The following is a 19,495-nucleotide window of genomic DNA, read 5'->3' as shown; positions in this document are numbered from 1 at the left end:
AAATCGACGGGGTGGCCAAGGTGCTGCTCGCCGATGACGCGGCCTATGCGCATGGTCTGGCCGAGAATGTCGCTGATTTGATCGTCTCGCTTGCGGATGGCGTCACGCATATCACCGCCCCCGCCACGACCACGGGCAAGAACGTCCTGCCGCGTGTGGCCGCCCTGCTTGATGTGATGGTGATCTCCGACGTGATCGAGGTTGTCGACGCCGACACCTTCAAGCGCCCCGTCTATGCGGGCAACGCCGTGCAAACCGTGAAGTCAGGCGACGCGACCAAAGTGATCTCTCTGCGCACCTCGACGTTTGATGCGGCCGGCGAGGGTGGCTCGGCCTCCGTCGAGGCTGCTTCTGGCGCAGGCGATAAGGGTCTGTCGCGCTTCGTCGAGGACAAGGTTGCCGAAAGCGACCGCCCCGAACTAACCTCCGCCAAGGTGGTGGTTTCTGGGGGGCGTGGTGTCGGCTCCGAAGAGGACTTCGCGATCATCTCCGCGCTGGCGGACAAGCTCGGCGGTGCCGTGGGCGCCTCGCGCGCAGCCGTCGACAGCGGCTTTGCCCCCAACGACTGGCAGGTTGGCCAGACAGGCAAGGTCGTCGCCCCAGACCTCTACATCGCCTGTGGCATCTCCGGCGCGATCCAGCACCTCGCAGGCATGAAAGACAGCAAAGTCATCGTCGCCATCAACAAAGATGAAGAAGCCCCGATCTTCCAAGTTGCCGACTACGGCCTCGTGGCAGACCTCTTCGACGCCGTGCCTGAGTTGACTGAAAAACTGTAAGTCACTTGCAAGAAGTAAATGAGATAAGGCCCGCCAGATTGGCGGGCCTTTTTCGTTACCTCCCCGCACGCATTACTCTCGGGAACTCGTCACCAAACTCAGTATTTCTCCACGATCAAGTCCCGTAACGCGCGCGCCGCTCGGGCGTGCACGATGGGACCGAGCATCTCTTTTGCCGCCGCCGCATCGAGATCAGAGTAAGAAAGCATCTCATAGCCCTGCGCGATCTCCTCAGGCGTGCCCACAATTTCCACGACATCGGAGACATGCGGGCGGATCTTCTCAATCATCTCACGATCAACGAAAAGCGGATCACCCCCGATCCGTCGGCACGCATCCACGTCATCAGGCGAATGATCAGACAGCCACAGCAAGATGACATCTCCTTCAATGCGCTGAACCATGGTGCGCATCCGCGCAATCCATGCGTCCCGCAATTCCTGACGCACCATTTCGAAACTCTCTTCGTCAACCCTCTCAAGGGACAACAGAAGGTGCCGCGTAAAGTTGTAGTCGGTGAAATCCACGTTGCGGTAGATTGTTTTCATGAGCATGGATGCCCGCAGAAAACGGTCATTGCGGCGCGGATGCACGGCGTAGAAGCGGTTCGACATGTTCTGCGCCCCTGTGACCTGAAACACGGTGACGGCCGCTTTCTCGCACAGCCCCATGACAGTCTCATCGTTCAGAAACACATCCGTCCCCGCGTTGACGCATCCGAGATTTAGCGTCGTTCGCCCGATGCCTTTTGCGACCAGATCGGGAAACGGTGTCTCGATATATTTCCCGTAGGTCTCGGTGCCCCCGAGAAAAGCCACATAGCCCGCGTCAAGGTTCTCCTTCGGGCCACGAAAGAGGAGCTTCGACTCGCCATAGCGCACGGGATGATAGTTGAGAGCGCCCTCGCCCGGATATTGATAAGCCATCGTACCACCCATTGGTTTTGACATTTCACCCGAGAGCAAGATTCGCAAAGACACGTTGCGATATTCCTAAATACGCCATTTTTGGAGAATTTTAACGGGCGGGCATAAGCGATCGCCCTTGAACCGCCTTCGCGCGGGGGCATATGGTCGGGGCAGCAAACAGGAGAGTGTCGAAATGGGTATTTCCAAAGTCGGGATCGTCGGCGCAGGCCAGATGGGCAATGGCATCGCCCATGTCTTCGCTTTGGCGGGCTATGACGTTCTTCTCAATGACATTTCCGCCGATGCGCTGGAAAAGGGGATTGCCACGATCACCCGCAATCTCGATCGACAGGTGTCCCGCGAAAAGATCACTGAAGCCGAGAAAGACGCCACGCTCGCGCGGATCAAAACGACCGAAACGCTTGCCGACCTCGGCCCCACGGATCTGATCATTGAGGCGGCGACGGAACGCGAAGATGTGAAAAATGCAATCTTCGAAAGCCTGCTTCCCCATCTTGGGCCAGACACGATTCTCACCTCGAACACCTCGTCGATCTCAATCACGCGGCTGGCATCGCGCACGGATCGCCCCGAAAAGTTCATGGGCTTCCACTTCATGAACCCCGTCCCAGTGATGCAGCTCGTCGAGCTCATCCGTGGCATCGCCACCGACGAGGCAACCTACAAGACACTTTTGGAAGTGGTCGACACATTGAGGAAAACCGCTGCCAGCGCCGAAGATTTCCCTGCCTTCATCGTCAACCGCATCCTGATGCCGATGATCAATGAGGCAGTCTACACCCTCTACGAAGGGGTCGGCTCTGTGAAGTCGATCGATGAGAGCATGAAACTCGGTGCGAATCATCCGATGGGGCCGTTGGAGCTCGCCGACTTCATCGGATTGGATACCTGTCTGGCGATCATGAACGTCCTTCATGATGGCTTGGCGGATACCAAATATCGCCCCTGCCCGCTTCTGACCAAATATGTCGAGGCAGGATGGCTCGGGCGCAAGACGCAGCGCGGTTTCTATGACTATCGCGGAGAAGTGCCCGTTCCGACGCGCTGACCTCGGAGGCCTATTTCTCGGCAAGCGACAGCGTTCTCTCACGCAACCACGCCATGAAGCCGCGCGGATTGCCCTTCCACTGCATTGCCTCCTCGGACGAGATCGGCGCCCCGATGACGGGCTTTTGCGGACGGAACATGGACTTCTTGATCTCCCGCAGCAGCAACCCCTGACGGATCGTCGCCGAGATTCGGTTGGCGATCTGGTAACTTCTGGAGTTGCGCCCAGGGAAGTAGATGGGCACCACGGAGGCGCCCGACTTCAGGATGAGTTTGGCGGTAAACGGATTCCAAGGCTGTTCGACCACTTCACCGAACATTGTCTCGGACGAGGCCACGGCACCTGATGGGAATAGTATAACCACCCCACCCGCTTTCAGATGTTCCATCGCCTCGTTACGCATGTCGATGGACCTACGATGCGCGTTCTCCTCATGAGGAAAGGGCACCGAAATCATGAAAGGGTCAATCTCCTGCACACCTGTGAGGAGCGAGCGGACGAGAATTTTGTAGTCCTGACGCACGTTTCCGACGAGTTGCGCCAACACTAGACCGTCCACCAATCCGTGCGGGTGGTTTGCAACCACGACGACAGGCCCCGATTTCGGAATCTGGGCGATCTGTTCGGGCGGCGTCAGGACATCAACGCCCATCACCTTGAGCACCTGTAGGAAGAATGCGTGCCCTCTCGGCGCGCCCATGGCCTCGAACTCGCGAATGCGGCGGAGCAGATAGAGCTTCGCCGTCAGCCATTCGAGCGCACGGATCGTGCCAGCCTTAAACGGGTTGGAAAATGTGTTCGAATAGGACAAGCGCCGCGCATCGTAGGGCTTATAGTCTACGGAAATCGGCGCCTCGTCGGGAACTGCGAGATGTACTTTGTTCATTCCGCCTCCCCTCATTGTTCGCGAGGAGCTACATCTCCTCGCCGAAACGGTCGTTGATCAAGTCCTGCAAGGCATCTGCAAGCGCCTCCGCCTGCGCCCCGCTGGTTGTCACATCAATAGATGTTCCCTTGGATGCTGCCAACATCAAAAGACCCATGATACTGTCGCCACCAGTGCACATTCCGTCCTTGCAAACCTCTGCCGTGGCGTCAAATTCCTCGACGGTTTCCACAAACTTTGCCGAAGCGCGCGCGTGAAGCCCTTTGACATTGATAATCTCGTGGGTGCGGGTCACGGACGGCATGTGGGAATATCCTTATACGTATTAACGAGCATGAACGTCGAAACTGTCGATGTATTTGCGGCCCGCTGCCAAGGCACTATCAACGGCCTCGACCACGGGTTTGTGGCGAGACTTGGCCAGCTTGATCAGCATCGGCAGGTTCGCCCCATATATGATGCGGCGGTCTCTATGATGGCAGGCCAGTAGCGACAGGTTCGAGGGGCTGCCGCCGAACATATCAGTCACAACAACCACGCCCTCGCCTGCGTCGACGGTGTCGGCCGCGTCGCAGATTTCCTGCTGTTTGTCAGAACGATTGTGGTCGGGCTCAATGGCAATGGCTTCAATGCCGGCTTGTTGGCCGACTACGTGCTCGACGGCCGCGAGATACTCCTTGGCCAGTCCTCCATGTGCGACGATGACAATTCCGATCACGCCGACGTCCCCGATGTATCTGTGGCGACCGTCAGGCCGCGCCGCTCCAATTCGCGATGTCTAATTGACACCCGCCAGTCCTGATCTGCAAGGGCTTTGGCCAAGTTTTCTGCAAGCGTGACCGAGCGATGTTGCCCGCCTGTGCACCCGAAGCCGATTGCCAGATAGCGCTTACCCTCTTCCTCATAGGCGGGGAGTAAAAGCTTCGTCAAATCAACAACTTTGTCAAAGAACTCATGGTAGCGCAAATCGGCTTCGACGTAGCTGCGGACACGCGGGTCCATGCCTGTCAGGCCGCGCAGGTCCGCGTCCCAATAGGGGTTAGCCAAAAACCGCACATCAAAGGCCGTATCAACGCCACGCGGCATCCCGCGTTTATAGGAGAACGACTGAATCAGAACGGCCATCTGGCGGCTGTCCCCTTGCGCGAACCAGCGCTCCATTTCGTCGCGAAGCTGGTGCGGGGTCAAATCGGTTGTGTCGATAAGAATGTCAGCACGCGAACGGATCGGCACGAGCAGGTCGCGTTCTCGGTCCACACCTTCCGCTGCGCTTTCGGCGGGGGCGAGAGGGTGGCGGCGACGGGTCTCCGAATAGCGCCGCACCAGGGTATCAGGCGATGCCTCAAGGAAGAGCAATTCGGCGGAGATATCATGCGCGCGTGCGAGGCCATCGATCACCTCGATCAACGCGGCAATAGAGAAGTCGCGGTTGCGCACATCGAGACCGAGCGCGAGCGGGCGTGCCGTGTCGTCAGCATCGAGCAGGCGCGGCAGAACCGATAGAGGCAGGTTGTCTATGGTCTCGTAGCCGAGGTCTTCAAGCACGTTGATCGCGGTCGAGCGACCTGCCCCAGACGGACCTGTTACCAAGACCACTCGCTTGGTCGCTGCGGACGGTGGGATGGGGCCATCCGCTGAAGTACCTTCGGCATCGGGTCTCATGCGCATCGCGTTCCTTTTAGCCATTGCAACAAGGCGGGCGCGAAATGCGGAGCGTCGACCTTATGGAAGAGGGGAATCGAAACACCGAGTAGGCGCGTTTCGCGCAGCGGAGGCAAGCGCTCCTCCTCAATTTGTGATAAATCGACGACACCTCGGAGGACGCAGGAGGCCAGTGGATCTGCGGCAAGAATACCGACACCACGCGCCTCGATCCGCCCCGCGATCGCTTCGGGACAACGCGCTTCGACTACATCGGCACCTGCGGCGCGGTGAATTCGGGTGCGGTCATCAGCCACCAGATGCGCGCCACAAGCCATGAGGGCCAACGCGAGTGCCGATTTGCCACTGCCCGAAGGTCCGAGGATCAGGAGCCCTGACTTAGCATCGAGCGCCACGCAGGTCGCATGAAGGAGGTCGTTTGCCTCGTTGCTCGCGTCGGCAGTCGCGTCGGATGACGCGGCGCCCGTTGCGGAGGCGTCCATGGCACTCACACCGGCAGACCCACCACGAAACGCGCACCGAGAGGTTCGGAGGTCAAATCAGCATCGGTGGGGCGGATATTCTCGGCCCAAATCACGCCGCCATGCGCCTCAACAATCTGCTTGGAGATCGCAAGTCCAAGACCCGAGTTATTGCCAAACTGCCCTTCGGGGCGCTCCGAGTAAAAGCGTTTGAAGATCTTGGACAAGGCTTGGTCGGGGATACCGGGCCCCGTGTCTTCAACCACGACCAACACGCGGCTGTCACGTTTGCGGACCCAGACGCGGATTGCATCCCCGTCCTCACAGAAGGAAATCGCGTTGGTGATAAGGTTGACGAAAACCTGCGCCAGACGCGCTTCAAGCCCCGAGACGACAATCGGTTCATCAGGCATGTCGGCGATGAAATCGATGCCTTTTTCCTGCGCGTCCTGAGAGAGGAATTCGGTGAGGTTCGAGAGCATCTTGAGAAGGTTGAATTCCTCCTCCTCCTCTTTCACCAACTCGCTGTCCAAGCGCGAGGCGTTGGAAATGTCGGACACGAGACGGTCGAGCCTGCGAACGTCGTGGTCAATCACGTCGAGCAGTTTCTGGCGGTGCTCTTCTTTCTTTATCATCCGAAGGGAGCCAACGGCGGAGCGCAAGGATGCCAGCGGGTTCTTGATCTCGTGGGCGACGTCTGCGGCGAATTGTTCATTTGCATCAATGCGGTCGTAGAGTGCCGACACCATCCCGCGAAGCGCCGCCGAAAGGCGCCCGATCTCGTCGGGACGCCCAGACAGGTCAGGAATGCGCACACGGCCTGGCGAGACCTTGCGGCTGTTCTTGTCGCGCCCGATTTCGGCGGCAGCGGCCAGATCGGCCAAGGGGTTGGCAATGGTCGAGGCGAGCACGAGGCTCAAACCGATGGAGACCAGAATGGCGATGATAAAGACCTGAAGGATCTGTTCGCGCTCGACGCGGACCAGCTCATCGATTTCCCCCTCGCCCGAGATCAAGCCAACCACCCCGATCGCTCGCGTTCCGCTGGCATCCGTGAAGGTGATGGGAGCAGCAACGGCGAAGAGCGTGGAGCCCGTCGAGGACACGCCCGTGTTGACCATGATCTCGTTGTCGAGCGCGCCATCAAGCAGGTTGGTCAGATGCGCCTCGTCGTCGAGAGCTCCATCCGTATCACTCGCCTTGCCCGAAAACGACATGATCGACCAGACACGATTGAGAAAATCGGAAATCACCGTCGGGCGGTTTTCACGGGGCAGACCCGCAATATTGCCAGGGTTGAGCCGAGGCATGCCTTCGGTCGAGGTCAGAAGGCCGCCTTCGGCATCATAGACGTAGACATTCTCGCGAAGCGGCGTCTCAAGAACCGCGCGCAGCGCACTTGCGTCCTGTGACCCTTCGGCCTCCTCGATCGCACCGTCCTGAGCTGCCGTGGCCTCCAGCATGTCCGCGATGAGCACGGCCTCTGTGACCATCGCCATCTCGCGCTGTGTTACCAAGCTGTCGCGGAAGGGATTGAGATAGAGGATGCCCGCAACCATCAAGATGATGGCGACGAGGTTGAAGGTGATGATTTTCTGCGCAAGAGGCGAGCGATTGACCGAGATCAGCCTTCTTCGGGCACGCTTCTCACGCAGATCAGCATCGGATGTCTGTGGCGCAACCCAATCGTCGCCAAGAACCACGTCCGTGTCCTTGGTCGATCTGTGTGACCCATCCATCCGAGAGGAAAGCGACATCGTGTCCCCCCTCATTCCTCGTTGTAGCGATAACCGATCCCGTAAAGGGTCTCGATCGCGGAGAACTCATTATCAACCGTGCGCATCTTCTTACGGAGTCGCTTGATGTGGCTGTCGATCGTGCGGTCATCCACATAGACTTGGTCGTCGTAGGCAACATCCATCAACTGGTCGCGCGACTTCACGAAACCAGGACGCTGCGCGAGCGCTTGCAAGAGAAGGAATTCAGTGACGGTCAGGGTCACGTCCTGCCCCTTCCATGTCACGGCATGACGCAACGGGTCCATGGTCAACTGACCACGCACCATCATCTTGGTCTCTTCGGTCTCGGTGATTTCGGCGCCATCAAGCGCCTCTTGACGGCGGAGCAATGCGCGGATGCGCTCAACGAGAAGACGTTGCGAGAAGGGCTTCTTCACGTAGTCGTCTGCGCCCATGCGCAGGCCCAGCACCTCGTCGATCTCGTCATCTTTCGAGGTCAGGAAGATCACAGGCATATTTGTCTTCTGGCGCACGCGTTGGAGGAGATCCATCCCGTCCATCCGCGGCATTTTAATGTCGAACACAGCCATATCAGGGAGCTTTTTGTTGAAAGCGTCCAGCGCTGATTGGCCATCGTTATACGTTTCCACTTCGAAACCCTCCGCCTCGAGGGTCATGGAAACGGAGGTGAGGATATTCCGGTCGTCGTCGACCAATGCGATCCGAGACATGTTTCGGGGTCCTTCAGCTGCTCAATAGTTGCTTTATTGCTTGTTTGTTTTGCGGGCTATCTTCTTGCACTCGCTTGGTCAAATCAAGCGAAACCGCGAATCACTCCGCGGCCTTCGACTATTGGGACGCCAAAAAATTCAATGTTTGACTAATTTGCCTCACATTTCGCGTCATGCAGCGCCTGACAGCCATTCGCGCGCCCTGCGTTCGAGCCTCCTCATGCGGCAGATTGAAACTGTTTGCGCTAAACAATTAATGGTTGCGCTAACTTTGACCTCACTCCTGTTTACGCGTGAATTTCGCGTGCTATAGCGACCCTGTCCCGCCCATTTCGGGGCGGCCCGCGAAACGCCTTTCGCGACATGACCAGATACACTTCATTAGACGCTACAGACACTGTGGCGGGGAGCTTGAACCATGGCAACCGGACGCGTGAACCCGGATTTCAAACTGGAAGATCAGGGCATTACGGACCTTGGCAATGTCTATTACAACCTTCTGGAGCCAGCCCTCATCGAGGAAGCGCTCAAGCGAGGTGAAGGCACGCTGGGGAAAGGCGGCTCGCTCTATGTCACAACGGGGGACCACACGGGTCGCTCACCCGAGGACAAGTATGTTGTTCGCACACCAGACGTAGAAGACTCGATTTGGTGGGAAAACAACAAGCCTATGGACCCCGCAAAATTCGATGTGCTCTACGAGGACATGCTCGAACACATGAAGGGCGGCGACTATTTCGTGCAAGACCTCTACGGCGGCGCGGACAGTGCGCACCGCCTTGACGTGCGCTTCATTCAGGAGCTGTCGTGGCACAACCTTTTCGTCCGCACGATGATGCGCCGTCCCGAGTTGACCGAGATCGATCATTTCGTTCCCGACTTCACAATCATCACCTGCCCGTCCTTCCGCGCCGACCCCGAAAAGCACGGCTGTCGTTCGGGAACCGTGATCGCGCTCAACTTCTCGCGGAAGATCATCCTGATCGGCGGCACGGCCTATGCAGGTGAAAACAAGAAGGGCGTGTTCTCGCTCCTCAACTACATCCTTCCAGGCAAGGGCGTTATGGCGATGCATTGCTCGGCCAACCATGCGCCGAACAACCCCGTCGACACTGCGATCTTCTTCGGCCTGTCGGGCACGGGCAAGACGACGCTCTCCGCCGACCCCGAACGCGTGTTGATCGGTGATGACGAGCACGGTTGGTCGGATCGCGGCACCTTCAACTTCGAAGGCGGATGCTATGCGAAGACCATTGACCTGTCGCCCGAAGCGGAGCCAGAAATCTACGCGACCACGTCCAAATTCGGCACGGTTGTCGAGAACATGGTCTTCGACGAGCACACCAAGGATCTTGATTTCCACGATGACAGCCTGACGGCCAACATGCGGTGCGCCTACCCGCTGCACTACATCTCGAATGCCTCCGAGACGTCGCTGGGTGGCCATCCGAAAAACATCATCATGCTGACCTGTGATGCCTTCGGTGTGCTTCCCCCGATCGCGCGCCTGTCGCCCGCACAAGCGATGTATCACTTCCTGTCGGGCTTTACCTCGAAAGTGGCTGGAACCGAGCAAGGCATCACCGAACCAGTTCCCACATTCTCGACCTGTTTTGGTGCGCCGTTCATGCCGCGCAGGCCCGAAGCCTACGGCAACCTGCTGCGCGACAAGATTGCCAAGCACGGCGCGACATGCTGGCTAGTGAACACGGGCTGGACCGGTGGCGCTTATGGCACCGGATCGCGTATGCCGATCAAGGCGACACGCAACCTTCTCCACGCCGCACTTGATGGTTCGCTATCCGAGGTTGAGTTCCGCAAAGACGAGAACTTCGGCTTCGAGGTGCCTGTCTCCGTTCCTGGTGTTGCTGACATCCTCCTCGACCCGCGCCGCACTTGGAGCAACGCTGAGGCTTATGACGCGCAGGCCGAGAAGCTGGTTTCGATGTTCTCGGAGAATTTCGCCCAATACATCGACTATATCGACGACGATGTGAAAGCCGCCGCAATCGGCTAGGATGCGTCAAAAGGAAATTATGGAAGCGCGCTTTCGGGTGCGCTTTCTTTTTGAGGTTTTCACCTGCGAGGCTTGCAGGGCGTGCGGGTCACATCAGCCCGCGCCGCACGAGATTTAGCCCAGCGACAACGAGGACGAAAAGGGTCACGCGGCGGAACCGCTGCTGATCGAGGCGGTCCTGCACGACATTTCCGAGCGTTTGCCCTGCGAGCACAGGCACCACCATAAAGACCGAGAGCCGCAAACTCTGCGCATTCAGAACGCCGCTTCCCAAATGCGCCAATGCCAATGTGACCGCCCCCATTCCGAATATGACACCCGTGAGCCGTATCTGCTCCTTTTTCGGGGTATTGATCGCGGTAAGGTAGGTGATTGTCAGCGGCCCCCAGATGCCCGACAGCCCCCCGATAATGCCTGAAACGGCGGCAACTCCGAAGTCGTATCCCCCGCGTTTTGACGGATCGATATAGATCGTGCGCCCGCGCAGAAGCAACAGAGCCATGGCGATGATCGGCAACCCGAGTGACAGCAGGAGGACGTTTTGCGGCAGCGCGGCGACGAGTTGTGCCGAGAGGACGATAAAGACGAGTAGAGTGGCGATATAGATCTTGAACCGACCCGAGAGTTCCAACGCTTGGGAAATGCCGCCACCACGTAGGGATTGCCACAGGTTCGACAGGATCGTTGGCACGATCATCGCCGCGATTGCGGTTTCGGGAGGAAGGACGGAGGCCAGCCCAGACACCATAATCATGGGCAAAGCGAAGCCTGTCGCGCCTTTTACGAAGCCCGCGAGGAGCGCGATGCCTATTGCGAATGCGGTATGGGCCGCGGAGAGATCGGAGAAGATGAATTGTAGCATTTGGCGGAGACTATCTTCGTGGCGAGCGATGCGCACTACAATTCGTTGACGACATTTATGAACTTCAAAAAAGCTATTGTTAAAATATTATTGCGCTGCAACTGCGAAAGGATTAGAACAACCAATGTAATTTCGAGGAGAGATTCCCATGGCCCTAGACACTCAGGAACCGAAGATGCTGACCGACCTTCTCCAAACTACCGCCGCCGCGCTTGTGCCCGCAGAGGCGCTTTTGACGCGCGCGCGCGACGAAGTGCGTGCGCAGGTTGTGGATGGGGATCGGGTGTCGGCCGCCATGGTCGAAGAAAAGCAGACAGCGGTGCACGGGCTTGCTTGGCTTGCCACCTATATCGAAGCGCTGCGCCAGATGCAGAAATGGGCGGAAGCACTTGTCGAGGGCGGCACCTTCGGCGAGATGGAGCAGTTGATCCACCAGATCGCGTTCGGCGAATACCTCGCTCAGATCTATGGCGGCATCCCGATGAATCAGGGGGAGATCGTGCGCCTCTCCGACCTTGGCCTCGGCCATGTCCAACCTGCCGACCCGTCCGTCAGCACATTGATCCATGCAGGCAATTCGCCCGCCGCACGCAGCCGTCTTGTCGAATTGATGCGCGACAATCGTGGCCATGCGACCTTCGGAGCAACGGGCTTGGATGACGAGCTGGAAATGGTTCGCGAGCAGTTCCGCCGATTTGCCGATGAGCGGGTCGCACCCGATGCTCATGACTGGCATCTCAAGGACGAGTTGATCCCGATGGAAATCATCGAGGAACTAGCCGAGCTTGGCGTGTTTGGCCTGACCATCCCTGAGGAATACGGCGGGTTTGGCTTCCCGAAGGCCGCGATGGTTGTTGTGTCCGAAGAATTGTCGCGCGGCTATATCGGCGTCGGCTCGCTCGGAACGCGTTCCGAGATTGCGGCTGAGTTGATCCTTGGTGGAGGGACGGATGCGCAAAAGGAGAAGTGGCTTCCGCTGATCTCGTCGGGTGAGGTTCTTCCCACGGCGGTCTTTACCGAGCCGAACACGGGCTCCGACCTCGGCTCCTTGCGCACCCGCGCGGTCAAGGAAGGCGAGACCTACACGGTGACAGGTAACAAGACGTGGATCACCCATGCCGCGCGCGCCAATCTCATGACGCTTCTGGCCCGCACCGACCCCGAGACTCCGGACTACAAAGGCCTGTCCATGTTTCTGGCGGAGAAAACACCTGGCACCGATGATGACGTTTTCCCCACATCTGGCATGACGGGCGGGGAAATCGAGGTGCTCGGCTATCGCGGGATGAAAGAATACGAGCTAGGGTTCGACGGTTTTGAAGTGCCCGCCGAAAACCTGCTCGGAGGCGAGGAAGGTCAGGGCTTCAAGCAGCTTATGCAGACCTTTGAATCCGCGCGCATCCAAACCGCCGCCCGCGCCATCGGCGTGGCCCAGAACGCGCTCGAAGTCGGGATGCAATATGCCGAGGACCGCAAGCAGTTCGGCAAGTCCCTGATCGATTTCCCCCGTGTCTCCGGTAAGCTCGCCATGATGGCGGTCGAGATCATGGTTGCCCGCCAACTCACCTATTTCTCCGCATGGGAAAAGGACAACGGGCACCGCTGCGACCTTGAGGCAGGCATGGCCAAGCTCTTGGGTGCGCGCGTGGCTTGGGCGGCGGCGGACAACGCGCTGCAGATCCATGGCGGCAATGGCTTTGCGCTTGAATATCAGATCAGCCGCATCCTCTGTGATGCGCGGATTTTGAACATTTTCGAAGGCGCAGGCGAAATTCAGGCGCAGGTGATTGCAAGAAGGCTCCTCGCCTGACCTGCCCCGCGCTAGGCCAGACGCTCAAACCGCGCGATCAAGCGTTCGCGGGACTGCGGCAGTGGTTTGTCGGACAGTTCCGCGATAATCTTCGCGAGGAAATGGCCCGTTGTCGCCATGCCCTGAACGATCTCGGCATAGTCGAGGGACGATTGCCCCAACAGCGACTGCGGAAGCGGCAAGAGGCGATCGGCCCACTCCCCTGCCCCTTGGCGGCTCACGGCCCGTCCCGTTTTAGGCGAGACATAGGCGAGGTCATCGGGGCTGCCCGTGACGGCGCAAGCCGAAAGGTCGAGCGCGAAACCCAGCTCCTCAAGCAGCGAGACCTCCCAGTGCAGGTAGGCCAGCGGCCACATAGGGTCTGTTCCGAGGCGGTCGAATAGAGACACGGTTTCGGCGTAGAGATAACCGTGCGGCTCGCGTTCGGGCAGCGTGGCCGACAGGATTGCGGTCAAGGCATTTAGACCGGAAAGAGCAAGAGGATCGGACATCACGTTGGCTGCGCGCGACCGCAAAGGCTCGAATGTGAAGCTGCCCAGATGGTCCTCAAGCCGTGCTTTCCATCGCACGGAAATCTGTCCACCAGGTTGCAGGTGCGGTGACATCTTGCGCGAAATACCCCCGCGCACCACACCCGCGTGGCGGCCGTGGTTCTCGGTGAACAACTCCACGATCACCGATGTTTCGCCATGTTTGCGCACGGAAAGAACCGCGCCCTGATCCTGCCATTCCATGCACGATACTGTGTCGTCACGTCACGACGGGCGCAAGCGGATTGCGTGGCGGTCTGCATCTGTCTTACGCTTCGAGCATGTTGAGCAAACGCGCCCATCAATCCGCCACCGTCATCGCGCTATGCGCGGTGCTTGGCCTCGCCCTCCAGTTCACCGTGAACCGCGCCGAAAACCCCACAGCGCTGGCAACGGTCTGGTCACTGTTACGCTATTTCACGATCCTGACGAACCTGATGGTTGCAATCGTTTTCTCTCGCATGGCGAGTACAGGTCGCACCGCAGCGCAACCCGTCACGGCGGCGCTTGCGCTTTGGATCGCGATTGTGGGCGTTGTTTATTGGGGACTTCTCGACGCCACAATCGAGCCACGCGAAGGGGCCGACTGGCTGTCCAATCACATGGTGCACACGGTGACGCCACTGACAACGGTGCTGTGGTGGATTGCATTTGCGGAAAAAGAGCGGCTCACCTTCCGCCATGCCGTCATGTGGCTGGCGTGGCCCTTGGGCTACGCGATCTATGGTGTCGGCCGCGGGATGATCGACGGGGTTTATCCCTACTTCTTCATTGATCCGAACGTTCTCGGATGGGACGGGGTGGCCAAATGGGTTGTCATTCTCGCGCTGTCATTCGGCATAGCGGCGGCGCTTCAGATCGGGGTGGCGCGGATGCTTACTCGCTCAGCCCCTCTTGATCGAGCAAGGTCCGACCCGCGCGATCCTCAATCTCGATAATCCACAGGTCGGGATCAAACCCCTTCTGACGAGCAAGGGCTGCGTCCACTTCGCGCTCCTCACCCTCCGCCAAGACAGCCCATGCGCGGCGATCTTCCATCAGATTGAACTCGCGCTGGTAGACAACTGCGCGACCATCAAGCGTGTTAAGTTTCACCAGAACAGCACCCGCCGTCGCATCACCCTTCTGAACGACAAAGGCAGGGATATCGGCCAACCGCAATCGCGTGAGATAGGCCGAGACCCAAACCCCGCTGGCCAGCCGCGCCTCAGGCATTGCCATCCTTGAAATCGAGACCCATCTCGCCGTAGCGTTCGGCTTCTTCCAGCCAGTTCGGGCGGACCTTCACCTGAAGGAAAAGGTGGATCTTGCGGCCCAGAAACTCCTCGAGTTCCTCACGTGCGGCACGGGAAATCCGCTTGATCGTCTCGCCGCGCTTGCCGAGGATGATCCCTTTGTGGCCATCGCGGGAGACATAGACGATCTGGTCGACACGAGCCGATCCGTCCTTGCGCTCTTCCCACTTCTCCGTCTCGACCGTGAGCTGGTAGGGCAATTCCTGATGCAGGTTCAGCGTAAGTTTCTCGCGGGTCATCTCGGCCGCAATCATACGCATCGGTAAGTCAGCGATCTGATCCTCGGGGTAGAGCCACGGCCCTTCGGGAAGTTCTTTGGCCAGCCATTTACGCAGATCATCAACACCGCGCCCCTTTTCGGCGGAGATCATGAAGGTCTCCACGAAGGTAAAGCGGTCATTGAGCTTCTTGGTCAGGTCCAGCAATTTCTGGACCTCCACCATGTCGATCTTGTTGATTGCCAGAGCAACCTTCCCGCGCACGGGGTTCTCTTCCAGTGCCTCGATAATGGCCTCGACGCCCTCGGTCAGACCGCGATGCGCCTCCACCATCAGCACGGTGATATCTGCATCCGCAGCACCACCCCAAGCGGCAGTGACCATCGCGCGGTCGAGGCGGCGTTTGGGTTTGAAAATCCCCGGCGTGTCGACAAAAACGATCTGGCTCTCACCTTCGATCGCCACGCCACGAATACGGGCACGGGTGGTTTGCACCTTGTGCGTGACGATGGACACCTTCGCGCCGACCATCTGGTTGAGCAGAGTCGACTTGCCCGCATTCGGTTCGCCGATCAGGGCGACAAAGCCCGCGCGGGTATCAGTGGAATCAGCCATTTCCGGCCTCCAGTTTCATAAGCAGCGCCTTTGCGGCGGATTGTTCGGCGGCGCGTTTCGACGGCGCTTTCGCCTGTTCGTTTTCGCCGCTATCGAGCGTCACGCGGATGGTGAAAACGGGAGCATGATCGGGGCCCGTGCGCGCAACGGTCTCGTATTTCGGCGGGGCCTGTTTGCGGGCCTGCGCCCACTCCTGAAGCGCGGATTTCGGGTCACGGGCATCATCGTCCACACTTTCGATCCGCTTACCCCAGAGGTTTAGGACCACGTCCCGCGCGGCCTCAAAGCCCGCGTCAAGATAGACAGCCGCGATCACCGCTTCCATCGCATCGGCCAGCAGCGCCTCTTTGCGCCGCCCACCTGAAAGCATCTCCGAACGTCCAAGTTTCAGAACCGCACCAAGATCGATCTGGCGGGCCACATCGGCGCAGGTTTCCTTGCGGACCAAGGCATTGAAACGCGGCGCGAGTTGACCCTCGGCCGCCGCCTTGTCAGCTTGGAACAGCGCCTCGGACATGGTCAGACCGAGCACACGATCCCCCAGAAATTCAAGCCGTTGGTTGTCAGGCCGCGAGGCTGAGGAAATCGAGCTGTGCGTAGTGGCACGGATCAGCAACTCGGGATCGGAGAAGTGGTGCCCGAGGCGACTTTGGAAGGTTTCGAGTTCGGCTGAAAGTTTCAAATGATTTTCTCGAAGAAACGGTCAAGGCGCCAAGTCCAGAAGAACAGGAGCGAGCGCCCCTCGGCGGAGAAGATAACACGATCCACGCGACCCAGCAGGTATTCCTCGGGCACGAAGCCGACACCAGAGGGTTGCGCTACGCGGCTATCGGCGGAGTTGTCACGGTTGTCACCGAGGAAGAAATACTGCCCCTCGGGAACAGTGAAAACACTGGTGTTGTCTACGCGGGTTTGGCCGATGTTGAGGATTGAGTGGCTATGCCCGTCAGGAAAGGTCTCGATGAGCTTCTCTTTTATACAGTCGGCCCCAGTGCCGGGTGCGGGGTTGGCGCATCGTGGCATGTTGCCCGCTGACCCTTGCCGCGCGTAGGTCTCGACAAAGGTGCCGTCGGGCGTTTGCACAGATTCTTCGTCGTTAATGTAGAGCACCCCGTCGCGCATCTGCACGCGATCACCAGGCAGGCCAACGAGACGTTTCACGAAGGCGCGGTGCTGCGTCGGGTGTTCGAAGACCACCACATCGCCACGCTCAGGGGCACGGTCGAGGATACGTCCAGAGATCGGGCACAGGAAATTCACCAACTGCGGACAAGAGGACTTCGAATAGCCGTAGCTCATCTTATTCACAAAGAGGAAATCACCGATTAGCAGCGTGTCCTTCATCGACGAGGAGGGGATAAAGAACGGCTGGAAGAAGAAGGTGCGGAAGATCCCCGCGATCAGGAGGGCGTAGACGATTGTTTTGACTGTCTCAATCGCGCTGTCTTTGAAGCTACTCATCTGTCGGGTGTGTCCGTCTTTGCATTGCTCATAGGCACCGCAATCGAACGGCGCACTGTTTCATGGGCTTCATGCGGGCGCGGGTGCGTAGAGTCAAGTAATACGGGGATTTATGGCCCCCGCAACACGCGAAGATCAGCCGATTTTACGCGCCTCGATCACGACAAATGCCTGCGCCCAGGGGTGGTCGTCGGTGAGCGTGACATGGATAATTGCTTCGTGACCTTCGGGCGTCATCTCTTCGAGCCGCTCTTTGGCCCAGCCCGTGACCTCCATGACGGGTTGGCCCGTGCCGAGGTTGGTCACGGCCATGTCGATCCACGAAATCCCCATGGCAAGCCCCGTCCCGAGCGCCTTGGAACAGGCTTCTTTCGCCGCCCAGCGTTTCGCATATGTCCCCGCCACATCCTTGCGGTTCTCCGCCTTGCGCTGCTCCGTGGGGGTGAATACGCGGTTTTTGAACCTCTCGCCAAAACGGTCGAGCGTGCCCTGAATACGCTCGATATTGGCCAGATCGGTGCCAATCCCGAGGATCATTGAGCCGCTCCACCCGTGGCGATGCCCACGGCCTGATCCGTATCGATGTCGGACACGAGGACACCTTCGCCGCCACCTTCGCAAATCGCCACAAGCCGCGCTCCGAGCGCCCGATGCCCCGCATCCTGCGCGTAGCGGTCAAGCGCGGCGCGATCGGTGAATGTGCATTGGAATCCGTATGGATAGCGCGGTGTCTTGCCCTCGGCGTCAACATTCGGGCCATGCGCGAACCCCACAAAACCGTCCAACTCCAGTGCCTCAAGCCCCGCCATGACAGCGGCCAGTTCGGCGGGATCGTGATCGGGCGTGAGTGCGCAAAAAACAGTATGCAGGATCATGCTGACATCCCTTCTCGCGTAGCAATGGGCTGGGCGGGCGGAAGTGTCGGGGTCGTGACGCGCGCCATCTCTTACCCCCTCGCCTCGTCCATAAGGCGGCGCATCTCGTCAATGGCGGGTTTAATGCCACGGAAAATCGCCTCCCCGATCAGGAAATGCCCGATGTTCAATTCGACGATCTGCGGGATGGCGGCAATCGGCTTGACCGTGTCGTAGGTCAAACCGTGGCCTGCGTGCACCTCAAGTCCGAGATCTGCGGCAAGTGCGGCCATCTCGCGCAGGCGCTCCAACTCCTCGTCACGCTCGTCAAATTTCCCCTCGGCATGCAAATCGCAATAGGCGCCTGTGTGCAATTCGACAACGGCAGCCCCAATGCGCGCGGCGGCTTCGATCTGCGGACGGTCGGCGGCGATGAAGATCGACACACGGCACCCCGCCTCGCGCAGCGGCGCGATGAAATGTGCCAGCCTGTTCTCTTCGCGCGCCACTTCAAGCCCACCCTCCGTGGTCCGCTCTTCGCGTTTTTCGGGCACGAGGCAGACCGCATGCGGCTTGTGGCGAAGGGCAATCGCCTGCATCTCGTCGGTCGCAGCCATTTCGAGATTGAGCGGCAACGACAGTGCCTCCATCAAACGGTCAATATCGGTGTCGGTGATGTGGCGGCGATCCTCGCGCAGGTGAGCGGTGATCCCGTCGGCCCCTGCTTCTTCGGCGAGTTTTGCGGCACGGATCGGGTCTGGATATTCGGACCCGCGCGCGTTTCGCACGGTCGCAACGTGGTCAATGTTCATGCCGAGGCGAAGCGGAAGGGTCTGTGTCATTTTGGGCCTGATTGAGGTTGATTATGCTATGGCGAAACCATAACGGCGCGGCCCGAAAAGGAAAACGACATTTGATGATAAGGCCGATCACGCACCCCTATCCTCGCTTGCCAGAGACCTTTTCTCCCGCCGCCCGCTTGCGTAGTTTTTCAAGCTTGGCACGCAGGCGTTTCTTGCGCCGCGCCTGATAGGCGACGATCATCGGCAAGGTGAGGTAATAGGCCGCGATGGCCGCCACCAAACCCGGCAGGATGCCCCCTACCAGATAAGGCAGGAATACTTCCCGACCAAAGACGATAAGCCCGTCCCAGTTCGCATCCGCACCCGTGAAGAGTGCTTTGAAATTGATCCAGAAGTCCCGCGCGGCATCAAAGAACTTCCCCACGAAAGACCGCTCATGAGCATGATCGAACGCGGTGCCGAGCATGAAGTGTCCCATCTTGAGCGAGATCACACCGATGGGAACATAGGTCAGCGGATTACCCACGAAGGTTCCAAGCAATGCAGCGATAAAGTTGCCACGCACAAGTTTCGCACCCAAGAAGGCGATGACAAAGTGTAGGCCGAAGAAGGGCGTAAAACTGACAAAGACACCTGCCGCGACACCGCGGGCAATTTTCTGCGGCGTGTCAGGAAGGCGATGCAGGCGGTGACGCAGGTATAGCGCGGCGCGATGCCAGCCACCTTTCGGCCACAGCACATTACTCAGCCACATCAGCGGAGAGAGTTTATCCCGTCGCTTAAACACCATTCACG

Annotated in this window: 23 protein-coding genes; 5 read left to right on the top strand and 18 right to left on the bottom strand. The window is 59.0% G+C overall.

Annotated elements, in window-relative coordinates; genetic code table 11:
* The coding region (locus tag ACN0SC_RS15110; RefSeq protein ID WP_417250524.1) for an electron transfer flavoprotein subunit alpha/FixB family protein at positions 1-779 on the top strand (779 nt) is incomplete at its 5' end.
* 98 nt (positions 780-877) lie between these two features.
* Here ACN0SC_RS15110 and ACN0SC_RS15105 read toward each other — a convergent pair.
* Complete coding sequence (locus tag ACN0SC_RS15105; RefSeq protein WP_417250523.1) at positions 878-1,705, bottom strand: DUF6473 family protein; 828 nt, start codon at positions 1,703-1,705, stop codon at positions 878-880.
* Positions 1,706-1,880: 175 nt separating this feature from the next.
* On the opposite strand from ACN0SC_RS15105, the gene ACN0SC_RS15100 reads away from it, so the two are divergent.
* Entirely contained in the window at positions 1,881-2,756 is an 876-nt protein-coding gene (locus ACN0SC_RS15100) for a 3-hydroxybutyryl-CoA dehydrogenase (protein WP_417250522.1), read from the top strand.
* Positions 2,757-2,766: 10 nt separating this feature from the next.
* Here the strand turns inward: ACN0SC_RS15100 and ACN0SC_RS15095 are convergent, their stop codons facing one another.
* The 7 genes from ACN0SC_RS15095 to ACN0SC_RS15065 are packed head-to-tail and all read right to left on the bottom strand — an operon-like array spanning position 2,767 to position 8,235.
* Positions 2,767-3,642, bottom strand: a complete 876-nt coding sequence (locus ACN0SC_RS15095) for a lysophospholipid acyltransferase family protein (RefSeq protein ID WP_417250521.1) — start codon at positions 3,640-3,642, stop codon at positions 2,767-2,769.
* 28 nt (positions 3,643-3,670) lie between these two features.
* Complete coding sequence (locus ACN0SC_RS15090) at positions 3,671-3,946, bottom strand: HPr family phosphocarrier protein (RefSeq protein WP_417250520.1); 276 nt, start codon at positions 3,944-3,946, stop codon at positions 3,671-3,673.
* A gap of 21 nt (positions 3,947-3,967) precedes the next feature.
* Complete coding sequence (locus ACN0SC_RS15085) at positions 3,968-4,360, bottom strand: PTS sugar transporter subunit IIA (protein ID WP_417250519.1); 393 nt, start codon at positions 4,358-4,360, stop codon at positions 3,968-3,970.
* Positions 4,357-5,304, bottom strand: a complete 948-nt coding sequence (gene rapZ / locus ACN0SC_RS15080) for an RNase adapter RapZ (RefSeq protein WP_417250518.1) — start codon at positions 5,302-5,304, stop codon at positions 4,357-4,359. The genes ACN0SC_RS15085 and rapZ overlap by 4 nt, the downstream gene beginning before the upstream one ends.
* Positions 5,301-5,786, bottom strand: a complete 486-nt coding sequence (locus ACN0SC_RS15075; RefSeq protein ID WP_417250517.1) for an HPr kinase/phosphorylase — start codon at positions 5,784-5,786, stop codon at positions 5,301-5,303. The genes rapZ and ACN0SC_RS15075 overlap by 4 nt, the downstream gene beginning before the upstream one ends.
* Positions 5,787-5,791: 5 nt before the next feature.
* Entirely contained in the window at positions 5,792-7,522 is a 1,731-nt protein-coding gene (locus tag ACN0SC_RS15070; RefSeq protein WP_417250516.1) for a sensor N-terminal transmembrane domain-containing protein, read from the bottom strand.
* Between the two features lie 11 nt (positions 7,523-7,533).
* On the bottom strand, positions 7,534-8,235 hold the full coding sequence (locus tag ACN0SC_RS15065) for a response regulator transcription factor (RefSeq protein ID WP_417250515.1): 702 nt from the start codon (positions 8,233-8,235) through the stop codon (positions 7,534-7,536).
* A 418-nt stretch (positions 8,236-8,653) separates the two neighbouring features.
* Here ACN0SC_RS15065 and ACN0SC_RS15060 point away from each other — a divergent pair, with 418 nt between their 5' ends.
* Positions 8,654-10,252: a phosphoenolpyruvate carboxykinase gene (locus ACN0SC_RS15060; protein ID WP_417250514.1), complete on the top strand. Its 1,599-nt coding sequence runs from the start codon at positions 8,654-8,656 to the stop codon at positions 10,250-10,252.
* Positions 10,253-10,340: 88 nt separating this feature from the next.
* Here the strand turns inward: ACN0SC_RS15060 and ACN0SC_RS15055 are convergent, their stop codons facing one another.
* Positions 10,341-11,114: a sulfite exporter TauE/SafE family protein gene (locus tag ACN0SC_RS15055; protein WP_417250513.1), complete on the bottom strand. Its 774-nt coding sequence runs from the start codon at positions 11,112-11,114 to the stop codon at positions 10,341-10,343.
* A 148-nt stretch (positions 11,115-11,262) separates the two neighbouring features.
* On the opposite strand from ACN0SC_RS15055, the gene ACN0SC_RS15050 reads away from it, so the two are divergent.
* Positions 11,263-12,924, top strand: coding sequence for an acyl-CoA dehydrogenase family protein (locus tag ACN0SC_RS15050; RefSeq protein ID WP_417250512.1), 1,662 nt, complete (start codon positions 11,263-11,265; stop codon positions 12,922-12,924).
* Between the two features lie 11 nt (positions 12,925-12,935).
* Here ACN0SC_RS15050 and recO read toward each other — a convergent pair whose 3' ends face one another.
* Positions 12,936-13,658: a DNA repair protein RecO gene (recO, locus tag ACN0SC_RS15045; protein WP_417250511.1), complete on the bottom strand. Its 723-nt coding sequence runs from the start codon at positions 13,656-13,658 to the stop codon at positions 12,936-12,938.
* 77 nt (positions 13,659-13,735) lie between these two features.
* Here recO and ACN0SC_RS15040 point away from each other — a divergent pair, with 77 nt between their 5' ends.
* Complete coding sequence (locus ACN0SC_RS15040) at positions 13,736-14,392, top strand: Pr6Pr family membrane protein (RefSeq protein WP_417250510.1); 657 nt, start codon at positions 13,736-13,738, stop codon at positions 14,390-14,392.
* Here ACN0SC_RS15040 and ACN0SC_RS15035 read toward each other — a convergent pair.
* From ACN0SC_RS15035 to ACN0SC_RS15000, 8 genes are all read right to left on the bottom strand, one after another.
* Positions 14,331-14,669, bottom strand: a complete 339-nt coding sequence (locus tag ACN0SC_RS15035) for a DUF1491 family protein (protein WP_417250509.1) — start codon at positions 14,667-14,669, stop codon at positions 14,331-14,333. The genes ACN0SC_RS15040 and ACN0SC_RS15035 overlap by 62 nt on opposite strands.
* Positions 14,662-15,582 (bottom strand): GTPase Era, encoded by a 921-nt coding sequence (gene era, locus ACN0SC_RS15030; protein ID WP_417250508.1) that lies wholly within the window; start codon positions 15,580-15,582, stop codon positions 14,662-14,664. The genes ACN0SC_RS15035 and era overlap by 8 nt, the downstream gene beginning before the upstream one ends.
* The gene (gene rnc, locus ACN0SC_RS15025; RefSeq protein WP_417250507.1) at positions 15,575-16,264 is read right to left on the bottom strand and encodes a ribonuclease III; all 690 of its coding nucleotides are present in this window, start codon (positions 16,262-16,264) and stop codon (positions 15,575-15,577) included. The genes era and rnc overlap by 8 nt, the downstream gene beginning before the upstream one ends.
* The gene (gene lepB / locus ACN0SC_RS15020) at positions 16,261-17,043 is read right to left on the bottom strand and encodes a signal peptidase I (protein WP_417250506.1); all 783 of its coding nucleotides are present in this window, start codon (positions 17,041-17,043) and stop codon (positions 16,261-16,263) included. Before lepB ends, rnc begins: the two co-directional genes overlap by 4 nt.
* A 135-nt stretch (positions 17,044-17,178) precedes the next feature.
* Entirely contained in the window at positions 17,179-17,580 is a 402-nt protein-coding gene (gene acpS / locus ACN0SC_RS15015) for a holo-ACP synthase (protein WP_417250505.1), read from the bottom strand.
* Positions 17,577-17,918, bottom strand: coding sequence for a Dabb family protein (locus ACN0SC_RS15010; protein WP_417250504.1), 342 nt, complete (start codon positions 17,916-17,918; stop codon positions 17,577-17,579). The genes acpS and ACN0SC_RS15010 overlap by 4 nt, the downstream gene beginning before the upstream one ends.
* 71 nt (positions 17,919-17,989) lie before the next feature.
* A complete protein-coding gene (locus ACN0SC_RS15005) occupies positions 17,990-18,739 on the bottom strand; it encodes a pyridoxine 5'-phosphate synthase (RefSeq protein WP_417250503.1) in 750 nt (249 codons plus the stop codon).
* A gap of 97 nt (positions 18,740-18,836) precedes the next feature.
* Positions 18,837-19,490, bottom strand: a complete 654-nt coding sequence (locus ACN0SC_RS15000; RefSeq protein WP_417250502.1) for a DUF2062 domain-containing protein — start codon at positions 19,488-19,490, stop codon at positions 18,837-18,839.
* Positions 19,491-19,495: the final 5 nt, after the last annotated feature.

Source organism: Celeribacter sp., assembly GCF_048261515.1.
GTDB lineage: Bacteria > Pseudomonadota > Alphaproteobacteria > Rhodobacterales > Rhodobacteraceae > Celeribacter.
This window is presented reverse-complemented; position numbering and strand designations above follow the sequence as displayed.

What these genes read in the sequence shown, in the direction of transcription:
- ACN0SC_RS15065 (WP_417250515.1), bottom strand. Translation starts at nt 8,235, where the DNA reads ATGTCTCGGATCGCATTGGTCGACGACGACCGGAATATCCTCACCTCC.
- rapZ (WP_417250518.1), bottom strand. Translation starts at nt 5,304, where the DNA reads ATGAGACCCGATGCCGAAGGTACTTCAGCGGATGGCCCCATCCCACCG.
- recO (WP_417250511.1), bottom strand. Translation starts at nt 13,658, where the DNA reads ATGGAATGGCAGGATCAGGGCGCGGTTCTTTCCGTGCGCAAACATGGC.
- ACN0SC_RS15095 (WP_417250521.1), bottom strand. Translation starts at nt 3,642, where the DNA reads ATGAACAAAGTACATCTCGCAGTTCCCGACGAGGCGCCGATTTCCGTA.
- era (WP_417250508.1), bottom strand. Translation starts at nt 15,582, where the DNA reads ATGGCTGATTCCACTGATACCCGCGCGGGCTTTGTCGCCCTGATCGGC.
- ACN0SC_RS15070 (WP_417250516.1), bottom strand. Translation starts at nt 7,522, where the DNA reads ATGTCGCTTTCCTCTCGGATGGATGGGTCACACAGATCGACCAAGGAC.
- ACN0SC_RS15040 (WP_417250510.1), top strand. Translation starts at nt 13,736, where the DNA reads ATGTTGAGCAAACGCGCCCATCAATCCGCCACCGTCATCGCGCTATGC.
- acpS (WP_417250505.1), bottom strand. Translation starts at nt 17,580, where the DNA reads ATGATCCTCGGGATTGGCACCGATCTGGCCAATATCGAGCGTATTCAG.
- ACN0SC_RS15035 (WP_417250509.1), bottom strand. Translation starts at nt 14,669, where the DNA reads ATGCCTGAGGCGCGGCTGGCCAGCGGGGTTTGGGTCTCGGCCTATCTC.
- ACN0SC_RS15090 (WP_417250520.1), bottom strand. Translation starts at nt 3,946, where the DNA reads ATGCCGTCCGTGACCCGCACCCACGAGATTATCAATGTCAAAGGGCTT.
- lepB (WP_417250506.1), bottom strand. Translation starts at nt 17,043, where the DNA reads ATGAGTAGCTTCAAAGACAGCGCGATTGAGACAGTCAAAACAATCGTC.
- ACN0SC_RS15050 (WP_417250512.1), top strand. Translation starts at nt 11,263, where the DNA reads ATGGCCCTAGACACTCAGGAACCGAAGATGCTGACCGACCTTCTCCAA.
- ACN0SC_RS15105 (WP_417250523.1), bottom strand. Translation starts at nt 1,705, where the DNA reads ATGGCTTATCAATATCCGGGCGAGGGCGCTCTCAACTATCATCCCGTG.
- ACN0SC_RS15100 (WP_417250522.1), top strand. Translation starts at nt 1,881, where the DNA reads ATGGGTATTTCCAAAGTCGGGATCGTCGGCGCAGGCCAGATGGGCAAT.
- ACN0SC_RS15000 (WP_417250502.1), bottom strand. Translation starts at nt 19,490, where the DNA reads ATGGTGTTTAAGCGACGGGATAAACTCTCTCCGCTGATGTGGCTGAGT.
- ACN0SC_RS15055 (WP_417250513.1), bottom strand. Translation starts at nt 11,114, where the DNA reads ATGCTACAATTCATCTTCTCCGATCTCTCCGCGGCCCATACCGCATTC.
- ACN0SC_RS15060 (WP_417250514.1), top strand. Translation starts at nt 8,654, where the DNA reads ATGGCAACCGGACGCGTGAACCCGGATTTCAAACTGGAAGATCAGGGC.
- ACN0SC_RS15075 (WP_417250517.1), bottom strand. Translation starts at nt 5,786, where the DNA reads ATGGACGCCTCCGCAACGGGCGCCGCGTCATCCGACGCGACTGCCGAC.
- ACN0SC_RS15005 (WP_417250503.1), bottom strand. Translation starts at nt 18,739, where the DNA reads ATGACACAGACCCTTCCGCTTCGCCTCGGCATGAACATTGACCACGTT.
- ACN0SC_RS15010 (WP_417250504.1), bottom strand. Translation starts at nt 17,918, where the DNA reads ATGATCCTGCATACTGTTTTTTGCGCACTCACGCCCGATCACGATCCC.